Raw genomic sequence first — 13,525 nt, 5'->3', positions numbered from 1 at the left:
TTCCCTAGGAACGTAAAAAGGGAGCGCCGCGGCGCTCCCCTGGATGGCTCGGGGCGCGTCCCGCCGGGCGGGACGACGCCTGCCCGCTTCAACCTTTCTTGAACAACCGCTTGGCGAGGCTGACCGCCCCCAGCACCACGGCTCCGGCCACGATGCCGAACAAGGCGTTGAGCAAGGTGGCCGTAAGCGCCTGCACCACCCCGCCCCCGCCGACCGCGGCGGCGGCCTGATCGACCGCGGCCTGCACCGGCGGGATGCCGTGAGTCAGGATGGCGCCGCCCACCATGAACATGGCGGCGGTGCCAACCACCGACAGCGTCTTCATCAGATAGGGCGCCGCGCCCACGATGCGCCGGCCCAGCCAGGCCATGGCCTGGGACGACTTCTGGCTGAGGTAGAGGCCCAGGTCGTCGAGCTTGACGATGCCGGCCACCAGGCCGTAGACCCCGACCGTCATCGCGATGGCGATGACCGACAGCACCAGCACCTGACGGGTGAAGTCCGCATCCGCCACCGCCCCCAGGCTGATGACGATGATTTCCGCCGACAGGATGAAGTCCGTGCGTATTGCGCCTTTGATCTTGTCGCGCTCGAACGCCACCATATCGACCGAGTCGTCCTGCAGGGCTTCGGCCCGCGCGGCGTGATTGCCTTCGTCCGAATCGCCGTGCGGCAGGAACTTGTGCGCCAGCTTCTCCACGCCTTCGTAGCAGAGAAAGGCCCCGCCCACCATCAGCAGGGGCGTCACGGCCCAGGGCGCGAAGGCGCTGATCAGCAGCGCCGCCGGCACCAGGATCAGCTTGTTGATGAAGGAGCCCTTGGCCACCGCCCAGACGACCGGCAGTTCCCGGTTGACCGGCACGCCCGTGACCTGCTGGGCGTTCAATGCCAGGTCGTCGCCCAGCACCCCGGCCGTCTTCTTGGCCGCGACCTTGGTCATCACGGACACGTCGTCCAGGATGGTCGCGATATCGTCGAACAGTGCAAAGAAGCTGCTTCCAGCCATCAAGAACCCCCTGTGCCTCGAAAGGATTTTCGAGTGTACAGGCGGCGGCCGCCCGCCAAGCGTAACCAGCCTGGCCGTTTTCACTTCTTTTCTGTCCGTAATGCCAATGGCGCCGCCGGCCATCCCGGCCTACCCTGGCGCCAGAACCCGACACTCGCCCCAGGAGGCCACATGCTTGCCTTGCGACCCAGCTGCGAACACTGCGATGCGGCGCTGCCGCCAGACTCCACCGCCGCCCGGATATGCAGCTTTGAATGCACCTTCTGCGCTGCCTGCGCCGAAGGATTGCTGGGCAATGTCTGCCCCAATTGCGGTGGCGGCTTCGCGTCCCGGCCCGTGCGCCCGGCCAGCGACCGCAAAGGCGGGAATTTCCTGGGCAAGTACCCAGCCAGCGCCGAGCGCGAGCACCGCCCGGTCGATCTGGCCGCGCACGAGGCCCTGCGGCGCAGCCTGGACGGCATTCCGCCGGAACGCCGCTAGCTGTTGCGGCGCCCGGACGCGGACACTAGCTGCGCGCGTGCGCCGCCGGACTGGCCGCGTTCTCGAACAGGATGTTGTTTTCCAGGTGGATGTGCGCCATCAGGTCTTCCTTGAAGGTGCGCAGCCCCAGGTACAGCGCCCGCCAGGTGTTGCAGGCGGCGCGCGGCAACGTGATGTCGTGGGTCAGCGCCAGCAGCCGTTCCAGCGCCACGCCGTGGTCGTCGTGCTCGGCGCGCATGACCATGATGGGCATGCCGGCCATGGCGCCATGGCCGCGCGCCAGCATCGGGAACAGCACCTGTTCCTCCTTCTGCATATGGCTTTCCAGTTCCTGCTGCATCACGCGCAGGTGATCGGCCAGGCCGGTCGGGCAGTCCGGGCTGTCGGCGTGCACCTGCTCCACCTTCAGCGCCAGCCGGATCAGCTCGGGCAGTTGCTGGCGATGCACCTCGTGGTAGCGCGCCAGGATGTGATCGACCAGTTCGGCCGGCGAGGCCAGCCCCCAATCCGTCTCGTGGGACGGGCTGCGCGCCAGCTCCATCAGGCGCGCCTCGATCTGCGCCGCGTCCAGCGAGCGCTGGGCCGCCGCCTCGGCCAGGCTCTTCTTGCCGCCACAGCAGAAGTCCAGCTGGTACTCATGAAACACCTGCGTGGCGCCAGGGATGCTGCGGGCCAACTGCCCCAGGGATTGCTCAACCATGCTCATCGCGTCTCTCCATAGTTCGTGACGGGTACAGAAAGCAATGCGAAATCCGTGCCAGGAAAAACTTGCTATTTATCAATGAACTGCAAATTAAAGGGTGAATATCACCCTGCAAACGTGAGGTTTAAACCACCCAGAACGGTAAAATTCACCCCATGCAAAACCTCCTGCTTGCCGATCTGGTCGCCGACCTGCCCCCCGCCGTCCGCCTGCAGCGGCTGGTGTCCAGCCTGCGCACGCATTTCCGTTGCGGCGCGGTGGCGCTGCTGCAACTGGAGGAAGACCATCTGCGCCCCATCGCGGTGGACGGCCTGACGCAAGATGCCCTGGGCCGCCGCTTCGCCGTGCAGCAGCACCCGCGGCTGGCGGCCATCCTGGCGCGGCGCGGCGTCACCTGTTTCCACCACGACAGCACCCTGCCCGATCCCTATGACGGCCTGATCAACGGCATGGCCGGGGAACCGCTGCCGGTGCACGACTGCATGGGCACCAGCCTGCACATCGAGGGCCGCCCCTGGGGTGTGCTGACGCTGGACGCGCTGGAAGTCGGCACTTTCGACGCCGAGGCCCAGTCGGACTTGCGCGACTACATCGTGCTGCTGGAAGCCGCCTTGCGCACCACGCGCCTGGAAGCGGAAATCCGCGCGCTGCGCGTGGCGCGCGGCGCCGAACCGGCCGACAGCGCCGTCGCCGACAACAACGAGATCCTGGGACAAAGCGAAGCCATCGGCCGACTGCTGCATGAGATCCAGGTGGTGGCGGACTCGGAGCTGCCCATCCTGCTTCTAGGCGAGACTGGCGTCGGCAAGGAACTGTTCGCGCATCGCGTGCACCGGCTCTCCCGCCGTCGCGACAAGCCGCTGGTGCACGTGAATTGCGCGGCCCTGCCCGAATCGCTGGCCGAGAGCGAACTGTTCGGCCACGCCAAGGGCGCCTTCTCGGGCGCCGTGGCCGACCGCCCCGGCCGCTTCGAGGCCGCCAACGGCGGCACGCTGTTCCTGGACGAAGTGGGCGAACTGCCGCTGCTGGTGCAAGCCAAGCTGCTGCGCACCTTGCAGAACGGCGAAATCCAGCGCCTGGGCGACGACCGGCCGCGCCGCGTCGACGTGCGCATCCTGGCTGCCACCAACCGCAGCCTGCGCGACCTGGTGCGCGCCGGTGATTTCCGCGCCGACCTCTATCACCGGCTGTCGGTCTATCCCATCCCCATTCCGCCGCTGCGCGACCGCGGCAATGACGTGCTGCTGCTGGCGGGCCGCTACCTGGAACTGAACCGCGCGCGGCTGGGCCTGCGCAGCCTGCGGCTGTCGCCCGAGGCCGAGGACATGCTGCGCCGCTACCGCTGGCCCGGCAATGTGCGCGAACTTGAGCACGTCATCAGCCGCGCCGCGATCAAGGCCGTCAGCCACGGCGCCACGCGCAATGAAATCGTGACGCTGGGCGCCAAGCTGCTGGACCTGTCCGACGGCGACATGCCGCTGGCCGCGCCGCAGGAGGATGCCGACGCGCCCGCCGGTCCAGGCCAGACGCTGCGCGAGGCGGTGGACGCCTGCCAGCGCCAGGCCATCCGCCGGGCGCTGGAAACGCACCAGGGCAACTGGGCCCATGCGGCGCGCGCGCTGGGCGTGGACTCCAGCAATCTGCACAAGCTGGCGCGACGCATCGGGCTGAAGGGCTGAGGCGCGGCGTGGGGCGCCGGCAGCCCCCGCAGCCCTGCCCATGCCAGGCCGCTATTCGATCTTTATGCCGGTGTCCTGTATCAGCTTGCCCCAACGCTGCGATTCGGCCTGCACGCGCTGTTGAAATTCCTCCGGCGAGCTGGACACGATGTTGAAGCCGCCCTGCTCCATGCTGTCTTTGACCTGCGGGGTCGCCAGCGTGTCGCGCAGCGCCTGCTGCACACGCTTGCGCACCTCGGGCGGCAGGCCCGCCGGCGCCAGCATGCCAACCCAGGAATAGGCTTCGAAGCCGGGCACCAGCGTGGCGATGGGCGGCACGTCCGGCAGCGCGGGCGCGGGCTGCGCCGTGCCGATGGCCAGCGCGTTCAGGCGCCCGCCCTGCACGAAGCCAACGATGGTCGGCAGGCTGGCGATGACCACATCCACCTCGCCGCCCAGCACCGCGTTGAACATCGGGCCGCCCCCTCGATAAGGCACGTGCGTCACCTTGATGCCCGTGCGCGCCGCCAGGGCGGCCAGGTTCAGGTGATTGGAGCCGCCCACGCCTGAAGAACCGTAGTTCACCTGCCCCGGATGCGCGCGCGCATAGTCCAGGAACTGCTGCAGGGTGGTGATGCCGGTCTTCTTGGCAGTTAGCAGCACTGCGGGCATGGTGCCGATCAGGCTGATGTAGTCGAAGGACTTGATCGTGTCGTACGACAGATTCTTGTACAGCGAACCGTTAACCGCGTGCGAGTCGAAAGCCAGCATCAGCGTGTAGCCGTCGGCCGGCGCGCGCGCCAGCTCGGCGGTGCCGATGGTGCCAGACGCGCCGCCCTTGTTGTCCACCACCACGGTCTGGCCCAGCTTCTGCGACAACACGGGCGCGATGTTGCGCGCCACGTAATCCACCGAACCGCCAGGCGGAAACGGCACGATCAGCCGCACCGGCCTGTCCGGATACCCCTGTCCCCATGCCGCGCCAGCGGTGGCGCAAAGCGCCGCCGCAGCGATGACGGAACGCCATCGTTGCTTCATCATGCCCAGTCTCCTTTGGTGGTATGCGGGTCGCTATGCTGCGGCCCTTATCGATTCACGTCGACGACGATGCGGCCGCGTATCCTGCCCTCCAGCAACGGCGCGGCGGCGGCCGCGATTTCCGACAGGCCCAGCTCCTGCGTATTGGCCTCCAGCATGCCGCGCGGCAATTCATCGGCCAGCCTGCGCCAAGCCTCCGCGCGCAGCGCCATGGGCGCATACACGCTGTCCACGCCGATCAGCGTCACCCCGCGCAGGATGAAAGGCGCCACCGTGGCCGGCAGATCCATGCCCTGGGCAAGTCCGCAGGCCGCCACGGGCGCGCCGTACCGCATGCCGGCCAGCACGTTGGCCAGCGTGTGACTGCCGACGCAATCGACCGCCGCCGCCCAAGCCTCTTTCTGCAGCGGCTTGCCCGGCGCCGACAACGCGGCGCGGTCCAGGATGCCGCTGGCGCCCAGGCTCCGCAGGTAGTCCGCTTCCTGCGGACGTCCGGTGCTCGCCGTGACCGTGTATCCCTTGCCCGCCAGCAGCGCGATGGCGACGGTGCCGACGCCGCCGTTGGCGCCTGTCACCAGCACCGGCCCGCCTTCGGGCGTGGCGTTGTGGCGTTCCAGCGCCATCACGCACAACATGGCCGTGTAGCCCGCCGTGCCGATGGCCATGGCCTGGCGGGCATCCAGGCCCGCCGGCAAGGGCAGCAGCCAGTCGGCTGGCACGCGCGCGGCTTGCGCCAATCCGCCCCAGCGCGTCTCGCCCAGGCCCCAGCCATTGAGCAGCACCGCGTCGCCCGGCTTGAAGCGCGGATCGGCGCTGCGGCGCACGGTACCGGCGAAATCGATGCCAGGCACCATGGGAAAACTGCGCACCACCGGCGACTTGCCGGTGATCGCCAGGGCGTCCTTGTAGTTCAGCGACGAGTACGCCACCTCCACCAGCACTTCGCCCTCAGGCAGCTCGTCTTGCGCGATCTGTGTCAGGCGCGCCTGCGTGCCGCCGTCCTCGCCTCGCGTCAGCTTCAAGGCCTGATACGACATTCCTTCCTCCCTGTGCATCGTTGCGCCAGCCACCGTGGCAGGCGCCGTCCCTGCGAATCGCAAGGCCAGGCCGGCCGCGATACGCTCGTTCATCATTTCGGTGGTGCCGTCGGCAAAACACAATGCCTTGGCCGCCAACAGCCGCCGTCCCATGCCCTGCGCCGGCAGCAAGCCCGTTGCGCCCAGCGCCTGGATGCAGGCGGAAACGCCGTCCAGGCATTCCTCGCCGGCGTATTTCTTGGCCATGGCCGCGGCCGGGACCGCCTCGTCCGAACCGGCATCGATCAGGCCCGCGGCGCGGTCCGTCAACATGCGCAGGATCTGCAGCCGCATCGACACGTCCGCCAGCGACCAGCGCAAACCCTGCTGTTCGATGATGGGGCGGCCGAAAGCCTGGCGCGCGGACGCGTGGCGCACCGCCAGCCTCAGCGCGCTGTCCAGCAGGCCCGCCGCCATCGCCGCGATGTGCGTGCGCGCCTTGTTCACGCCGGCCAGCGCCATTTGGAAACCCTGGCCCGGCGCATACAGCATGTCGCTGTCCTCGGCCCGATAGCCTTCCAGGCGGATGCCGGCGATGCCGGCCGCCCCCAGGCCTTCCAGCGCCGCGCCCGTCAGACGCAGGCATTGCGGCGCACGCAGGTCGACGATGAAGCAGGCGATGCCGGCCGGCCCGCGCGCCGGATCGGTCTGCGCGAACACCAGCGCCAGCTCGCCGCCCGCGGCATTGGCCACCCAGGCCTTTTCGCCGTCCAGGATCCACCCGCCGCCATCCTGCCGCCGCGCCCGCGTGGCGATGGCGGCGAAATCGCTGCCCGCGCGCGGCTCCGACATGGCAGTGCCCCCGATCAGGTCGCCCGCCAGCAGCCCCGGCAGGTAACGCTCGCGCGCCGCGGCGCTGCCATGTTCGGCAATGCGCAAGGCCACGTTGTGCTGATTGATGAACGCGAAGGCGAAGGCAAAATCCGTCGCCGCCAGCGTCTCCGCCGCCCGGGCCCGCATGCGGTAGGACAGTCCCAGCCCGCCGTCCCGCGCCGGGATCTCGATGCCGCCATATCCGCGCCGGCAGGCGTCGCGGATCTGGACGCCAGCCCAATCCTGCGCGCCGCAGCCGGCCGCGGCCAGCGGCGCCACCGCCTCCTGCGCAAACGACGCCAGGCCGCGCAGCAGCGCGCGCTCGTCCTCGCGCAAGCCTGCGTCGCGCTCGTCCGCGGCGGCGTTCATTGCATTGCTCCCGCTGTCGCGGCGACAGTCCGGATCACGCCCGCCGCCTGCAAGGCGGCCAGGCTGGCGTCGTCATAACCCGCCATGGCGCGCAGCAACGCCTCGGTGTCCTGCCCCAGGGCCGGCGGATAGTCCAGCTGCGGCTGGCCTGCGAACTTGAAGGGATTGCCGAGCATGCGCACGGGCTCGCCGCCTTGCGGCCTGGCCACCTCTTCCACCATGCCGCGCGACGCCGCCAACGGATGCGCCAGCGCCTCGTCCACGCCCAACACCAGCGCGGCGGGCACGCGCCGCGCCTCGAAGATATCCAGCCATTCCTGCGCGCTGCGCGCGCCGATGGCGCCTGACAAGGCCTCGGTCAGCGCATCCACGTTGGCCACGCGCGCCGCGGGCGTGGCGTAGCGGGCGTCCGTGGCCAGTTCCGGCAGCCCGATCGCGGCGCACAAGGCCTGCCAGAACGCATCGCCGGTGGGCGCCAAGGCGATCCAGCGCCCGTCCGACGTGCGGTAAATGTCGCTGGGCGCGATCATGCCGTGACGCGCCCCGCTGGCGCGCGGCACGGGACCGCCCTGCAGATAGCCCTGGGCCTGCCAGGTCAGCATGGCCATCTGCGCATCGAACAGCGACACCTGCACCTGCTCTCCCACACCGCTGGCCTGCGCCTGCACCAGCGCAGCGGCGACACCCAGCGCCAGGTACAGCCCGCCCGCCAGATCCGCCACCTGATAACCGACGCGCACCGGCTTGCCGCCGGCCTCCCCCGTGATGCTCATCAAACCCGACATGGCCTGCAGCATCAGGTCGAACGCTGGCGCGCCTGCATAGGGACCTCGGTCGTCCAGCCCGATCAGCTGGCCGACCACGATGCGCGGATTGATTGCGGCCAGGGTGTCGTGATCCAGTCCCAGCCGTGCCGGCACGTCCGAGGCGAAGCCATAGATCACCGCATCCGCCTCGCGCACCAGATCCTGGAACGCCTGGCGGCCCAAAGGATGCTTCAGATCCAGCGCCACGCTGCGCTTGCCCCGGTTCACCGACAGGAAGAACGGCGAATCCTGCACGTCGGAAACGGGAGGCACCGAGCGCGCGTAATCGCCGCCCACCGGTTCGACCTTGATGACCTCGGCACCCAGTTGCGCCAGCAATTGGCCGGCAAACGGCCCGCCCAGCACCCACGTCAGATCCAGTATGACCTTGCCCTGCAGCATGCCTGCTCCCTTTCCGGTGAGTTAAATTCACAGCGTGTTCCGGGACGGCATCCGCCGCCCCGATTTCCCGGTATGCAACCTTGCGGCGTATTCCAGCACGGGGCGGACGCCGGGGCCAGGCATCATTTCTAGCGACTGTTGTGAGGTAATTTCACAATGAAACCCAGACTGCCGCCGCTGACGTCCATCCGCGCCTTCGAATCGGCGGGCCGCCAGTTGAGCTTCACCCAGGCCGCGGACGAGCTATCCGTCACGCATGGCGCCATCAGCCATCAGATCAAGGCGCTGGAAGACTGGTTGGGTGTGAAGCTGTTCCGCCGCCTGGGCAAGAAGATCGAACTGACGGATCAGGGCCGGCTCTATCTGGACACCATCAGCCCGGCGCTGGACGCCATCGCCTCGGCCTCGCGCAGCCTGCGTTCGCGCGAGGTGCTGCGGGTCAATGCCCTGCCCACCTTCACCATGCGCTGGCTGTTTCCCCGGCTGGCCCGGTTCCGTGAGCAGTATCCCGAGGTGGAGGTGGAGATATCCACCGGACTGGAGCCCTTCAGCCGCCTGCCCGCGAATCTGGACGTGGTGATCCGGCGCGAGGCCGAGCCCACCCCCGGCCTCTACAAGCGCCGAGTGCTGAACGAGAGCTTCTTTCCCGTATGCGCGCCCGGCCTCCTGCAGCGGCTGCCGCTGGAACGCATCACCGACCTGTCGCGCCACACCTTCCTGCACTGCCGCGCGCGGCGTAGCGCCTGGAACGACTGGCTGGCCAGCGTGCAGCACAGCCGGGTCGTGCCGGCCGAATCGCTGGAGCTCGAACACCTGTACTTCGCCCTCCAGGCCGCACTCGACGGGCTGGGCATGACCATAGGCTATTCATCGCTGGTGGCCAGCGACATCGAGGACGGCCGGCTGCTGGCGCCCTTCGGCCCGCTGACGGTGCAGTCGCCGGGCTATTTCCTCATCATCCGCGAAGAGCGCCGCCACGACCGCTTGCTGAAGACCTTCTGCGACTGGCTGATGGTGGAAGGCGAACGCTTCAACAAGCATATGGAGACGCTGGTGCCTGGCGGTTGAAAGCCTCCAACACGATATCCGCCACCAGCTTCCCCGCCTCCCATTGCGGCATGTGGCCGGCATCCGGCAGCAGGTGCAACGCGGTCCTGGCCGGTGCGTTCAGCGCGTGGCGCCATGGGATGACGGCGTCGCGCCGGCCGTGGATCAGCGTGCAGCGGCATTGCAGGCTGGCCAGGTCGGCCGCGATGCTCAGTTGCTGCACGCCGTTCCAGCCTACTTCCCGGCATAGCTCGATCAGGGGCTCGCGCCGCGCCTGCGTGCTCTGGCGCAGGGCGTCGATGAAGTTTCCCGACGGCGTCATGCCGGAGACGGTGAGTTTCTGCAGCTCGCGCTGTGCCGCTTCGTTGGTGCCGGCATGCGTCATGCCCGTCAGAAAGCTCTGGTCGATTTCAGTGCCCAGGCCGACCGGCGCGATCAGCACCAGGCTGTCCACGGCCATGCCGGGGCGGGACGCCGCCCGGGCCGCCACCGCTGCGCCAAAAGAATGGCCGATCAGGTTCACGGAGCCGATGCACTGGGATGCGACCGTGTCGGCCACCGCATCGACGATATGCTCGAAGCGCGTGGCCTGCGAACGCGTGGCGCCATGGCAAGGAAGATCCATCGCCAGCACGCGCAGTCCGGCGCGGCTGAGCGCATGCGCCAGGCTGGCCCAGGCGTCGCGATCGCCGAACATGCCGTGGATCAGCACCGCCGTCTGGCTGTCCGGACGGCTGCCCTCCCACACCGTGAACCGTATCTCGCCATGGCGGGTAGCCGCCCAGTCCTCGCGCTTTGCTCCTGGCGCGCCGCGGGCCAGCATGCCCTCCCGTCCGTTGCCGCTTGCCAGGCCGACATCCGCCACCGTCACGCGACCGTTGGGCCCGGTCCCCGCAACCGCGTCCAACGCGATACCGCGCTCGGCCGCGACGCGGCGGGCGGCAGGGGTGGCGAACTTGCGCGCTCCTGAAGGCTGCGCGAGTGGACGCACCAACGACGGCGACGCCGCCGGCGCCCGCGCGGCGGCCGGGGCGGCAGCGGCCGCCGCAGGCGTTGCCGCTGTGGGTTGAGCCGGCACGCCGGCAGCACTCGCCGCCGGCGCAGCCTCGCCTTCCATCTGCACGCGTGCGATCACCGTATCCGCGTTGACGATGCCGTCCACCGCGACCAGATGCTCCACCATGATCCCGTCGTCGTGCGCGGGCACCTCGATGATGGACTTGTCGGTCTCGATTTCGACCAGCACGTCCCCCGTCTTGAAGGCCTGGCCAGGCGCCACGATCCAGGCGACCAGGCGGGCGGCGTCCAGGGCCTCGCCCGTCGGCGGGACGACCATATCCAGCGTTCTCGTCATGCTTGTTCCTCAGAAGATCGATGCGCGCGCCCCGGCCGGCGGAGCGTGACGCAGCGCGGCGTCAGGCCGCCGGATTCATGAACTGGATGAACTCCGTGATGGCGCCTTCAGGCTCCATCAGATAGAACACCTTGGTGCGCCCTTGCCGCATGACGCGCGGCGAAGACACGCTTTCATAGCCGGCGCGCGTGGCCTGCTCGTATACGGCATCCACGTCCTCCACCTCGAACGCCATGTGGCTGTAGCCGAAATCGCATTGGCGGCGCGGCTGCCTGTCGCCGTCCGGCGTGTAGTACTTGAACAGTTCCACCCGGTGTTCGCCGTGGCGCAGCATGGCCCAGCGTATGGTCGCGCCCGGCAGGCCGACCACTTCGCCCAGCGCAGGCTCGCTGCGGTGGTCCATCTCGCCCTCCAGCTCGAAGCCAAGAAAGCCGGTGTAGAAATTGCGCGCGCGTTCGAAATCATTGACGCAGACAGCCGTGTGATGCGTGGCAAGCAGTTTGTCTTTGAGCATTTTTCTCTCCGATGGCGTCCGGTTCAGCGGGCGCCGCCGCGGCGGCTGTCCATGGATTTCAGGGCCGTCTCCACGGCCTGCGCGTCCGCCAGCGCGGCGCGCTCCAGCACCTTGGAGACCACGGGCGAGGAATTGGCGCCCGTGACGTGCACGATCTCGTGGTCCAGCCAGTCGAACAGCCTCGACTGCGCCTCGCTCGCGACCCGCGAGCCGATCGAGGTGCCGCGGGTAGTCTGCTCCACGATCATCAGCGCCTGCGTACGCTTGACGCCGGCCGCGATGGTGTCCCAATCGATGCCCAGCGGATCCAGCGTGCGCAGGTCTATCACCTGGGCATCGATGCCCGTGCGCTCCGCCGCCTGGCAGCAGACCTCGACCATGACGCCATAGGTCAGGATGGTGCAGCGCGTGCCCTCACGCGCCACCCGGGCCCGGCCGATGGGCACGATGTAGTCCCAGTCCTCGGCCGGCACCTTGCCCACCGTCTTGAACAGGTCGTTGTATTCCACCATCAGGACCGGATCGTCGCAGCGCAGCGCGGCATTGAGCAGGCCGATGTAATCGTAGGGACGCGACGGCGCCAGGATGCGCCACCCTGGATACTGGGCAAACAGGCCGCTGGCGTCCATGGAATGCTGCGAACCGTAGCCGGTGCCCGCCGTGACCCGGCTGCGCACCAGCACCGGCACCGCGAATTTGCCGCCGAACATGTGGCGCACCTTGGCGATCTGGTTGAACAGCTGATCCGCCGCCACCAGCGCGAAGTCGGGGTACATGATCTCCACCACCGGCCGCATGCCGTTCAACGCCGCGCCCAGCGCCAGGCCGGTGAAGCCGTTCTCGCAGATGGGCGTGCCGATGAGGCGTTCCGGAAAATGGTCGCCGATGTCCTTGGTAGCGCCAGCCGTGCCGCCTTTCAGGCGATGCACATCCTCCCCCAGGATGAAGATGCCGTCGTCGCGCTGCATGTTCAGCAGCATGGCGCGCGAAATCACGTCCTGGAACTTGGCGTCCGCCAGACTCGCTGGCGTCTGCTCCTCCAGCTCGATGGCGCGCTGACCGGCGAGTTCGCCCAGGTTGCCGCGGATGCCGCTGTCCACGCTGGCCGGGTCCGGCCACAGTTCGGGCCGGATGCGTTGCGCCGCCTCGTCGCCGTAGTGCTCCAGCAGCCGCCCTAGCGCGCCGTCTATCAGTTCTTCCGCGCGGCGCTCCAGGCGGGCGATGCCGGCATCGTCGATCAGGCCCAGCGACTTCAGCTGCTCGGGAAACGTCGAAATGGGATCGCGCGCGCCCCAGGCTTCTTCCTCGTCCTTGTCGCGGTAGCGGAAGGCGCTGCCCTTCAGCGCGCCCGACTGGTGCAGGTAGCGGTAGGTCTGCGCCTCCAGCAGCACCGGCCCGCCGTCGCGGCGGATGATGGCCCGGGCTTCCTGCATGGCCAGGCGCGCAGCGACCACGTCCATGCCGTCGAATTCTATCGCCGGCACGCCCAGGGACAGGCCGCGCGCCGACAAGCGGGTTTCGCGGGTCTGTTCCGACACGTGGGTGGACACGGCGTACAGGTTGTTTTCCACGAAGAAAATAGTGGGCGTGTTGTAGAGCGCCGCAAGGTTCATGGCCTCGTAGGCCGCCCCGCTCTGCATGGCGCCGTCGCCGAAGAAGGCCACCGACACATGGTCGCGGCCGCGCAGCTTGTCGGCAAAGGCGTAACCCACCGCATGCGACGGATTGCCGCCCACGATGGCGTTGGACCCATAGATGCCGGCCTCGGGATAGCGCAGATGCATGGAACCGCCACGGCCGCCGCAATAGCCAGGCGTCAGGCCCAGGATCTCGGCATAGGTCCGGTAGACCACCTCACGGTGCGAATCCAGCGTTTCCGAGTCCAACGGCGAATAGTCCGCCGGTGTGGCGTGGTTCAGCGCCTTGGCAAGAAACTGGTGGTGCATGCGGTGGGTGCCGTTGATCTTGTCGGCCGACTCCAGCGCCGACATGGCGCCCACGGCGCCGCCGTCCTGGCCGATGCTGGAATGCGCCGGACCATGCAGGATGCCGGCCACGCTGAGCTTCAGCAGCTTCTCTTCGAAGCGCCGGATCAGTATCAACTGCTCCAGCATGCGGACCATCTCGCGCGGCGCGATGGCCCCCGCATCCGCGGCGGTGGCGGTAAGCCGCCACCACGGCGTGTCGGTGTGCAGGGCGGCAAGCCGCGAGGGTTTCGCGGCAGGCGCCGCGCCTTCATTGATGTGCTTCATCTACGCT

General features: G+C 68.5%; 11 protein-coding genes and 1 pseudogene. 3 read left to right on the top strand and 9 right to left on the bottom strand.

Annotation, left to right across the window (positions count from 1 at the left end; all coding sequences use genetic code 11):
- Positions 1–88 precede the first annotated feature (88 nt).
- Positions 89–1,006: a DUF808 domain-containing protein gene (locus tag HV766_RS12000; protein WP_175159617.1), complete on the bottom strand. Its 918-nt coding sequence runs from the start codon at positions 1,004–1,006 to the stop codon at positions 89–91.
- 171 nt (positions 1,007–1,177) lie between these two features.
- Between HV766_RS12000 and HV766_RS11995 the strand changes: the two genes are divergently transcribed.
- Entirely contained in the window at positions 1,178–1,486 is a 309-nt protein-coding gene (locus HV766_RS11995; RefSeq protein WP_175181210.1) for a DUF1272 domain-containing protein, read from the top strand.
- Positions 1,487–1,511: 25 nt separating this feature from the next.
- On the opposite strand, the gene ytfE is transcribed toward HV766_RS11995, so the two are convergent.
- Positions 1,512–2,192, bottom strand: a complete 681-nt coding sequence (gene ytfE, locus HV766_RS11990; RefSeq protein ID WP_054450410.1) for an iron-sulfur cluster repair protein YtfE — start codon at positions 2,190–2,192, stop codon at positions 1,512–1,514.
- 152 nt (positions 2,193–2,344) lie between these two features.
- On the opposite strand from ytfE, the gene norR reads away from it, so the two are divergent.
- Positions 2,345–3,868, top strand: coding sequence for a nitric oxide reductase transcriptional regulator NorR (gene norR, locus HV766_RS11985; RefSeq protein WP_054450408.1), 1,524 nt, complete (start codon positions 2,345–2,347; stop codon positions 3,866–3,868).
- A gap of 51 nt (positions 3,869–3,919) precedes the next feature.
- On the opposite strand, the gene HV766_RS11980 is transcribed toward norR, so the two are convergent.
- From HV766_RS11980 to HV766_RS11970, 4 genes and pseudogenes are all read right to left on the bottom strand, one after another.
- Positions 3,920–4,888: a tripartite tricarboxylate transporter substrate binding protein gene (locus HV766_RS11980; protein WP_054450406.1), complete on the bottom strand. Its 969-nt coding sequence runs from the start codon at positions 4,886–4,888 to the stop codon at positions 3,920–3,922.
- Between the two features lie 44 nt (positions 4,889–4,932).
- On the bottom strand, positions 4,933–5,940 hold the full coding sequence (gene acuI / locus HV766_RS30205; RefSeq protein ID WP_370528709.1) for an acrylyl-CoA reductase (NADPH): 1,008 nt from the start codon (positions 5,938–5,940) through the stop codon (positions 4,933–4,935).
- A gap of 60 nt (positions 5,941–6,000) precedes the next feature.
- A pseudogene (locus HV766_RS30200) lies at positions 6,001–7,143 on the bottom strand (acyl-CoA dehydrogenase family protein); the annotation flags it as partial.
- A complete protein-coding gene (locus HV766_RS11970) occupies positions 7,140–8,351 on the bottom strand; it encodes a CaiB/BaiF CoA transferase family protein (RefSeq protein ID WP_175181208.1) in 1,212 nt (403 codons plus the stop codon). The pseudogene HV766_RS30200 and the gene HV766_RS11970, both read right to left, overlap by 4 nt.
- Before the next feature lie 156 nt (positions 8,352–8,507).
- Here HV766_RS11970 and gcvA point away from each other — a divergent pair, with 156 nt between their 5' ends.
- Positions 8,508–9,419: a transcriptional regulator GcvA gene (gene gcvA / locus HV766_RS11965; protein WP_054450403.1), complete on the top strand. Its 912-nt coding sequence runs from the start codon at positions 8,508–8,510 to the stop codon at positions 9,417–9,419.
- On the opposite strand, the gene HV766_RS11960 is transcribed toward gcvA, so the two are convergent.
- From HV766_RS11960 to HV766_RS11950, 3 genes are all read right to left on the bottom strand, one after another.
- Positions 9,382–10,752: an alpha/beta fold hydrolase gene (locus HV766_RS11960; protein ID WP_175181207.1), complete on the bottom strand. Its 1,371-nt coding sequence runs from the start codon at positions 10,750–10,752 to the stop codon at positions 9,382–9,384. The genes gcvA and HV766_RS11960 overlap by 38 nt on opposite strands.
- A 61-nt stretch (positions 10,753–10,813) precedes the next feature.
- A complete protein-coding gene (locus tag HV766_RS11955) occupies positions 10,814–11,266 on the bottom strand; it encodes a VOC family protein (RefSeq protein ID WP_175181206.1) in 453 nt (150 codons plus the stop codon).
- 23 nt (positions 11,267–11,289) lie between these two features.
- Positions 11,290–13,518 (bottom strand): alpha-ketoacid dehydrogenase subunit alpha/beta, encoded by a 2,229-nt coding sequence (locus tag HV766_RS11950; RefSeq protein ID WP_175181205.1) that lies wholly within the window; start codon positions 13,516–13,518, stop codon positions 11,290–11,292.
- Positions 13,519–13,525: the final 7 nt, after the last annotated feature.

The organism is Achromobacter aegrifaciens (genome assembly GCF_902859735.1).
GTDB lineage: Bacteria > Pseudomonadota > Gammaproteobacteria > Burkholderiales > Burkholderiaceae_B > Achromobacter > Achromobacter aegrifaciens.
This window is presented reverse-complemented; position numbering and strand designations above follow the sequence as displayed.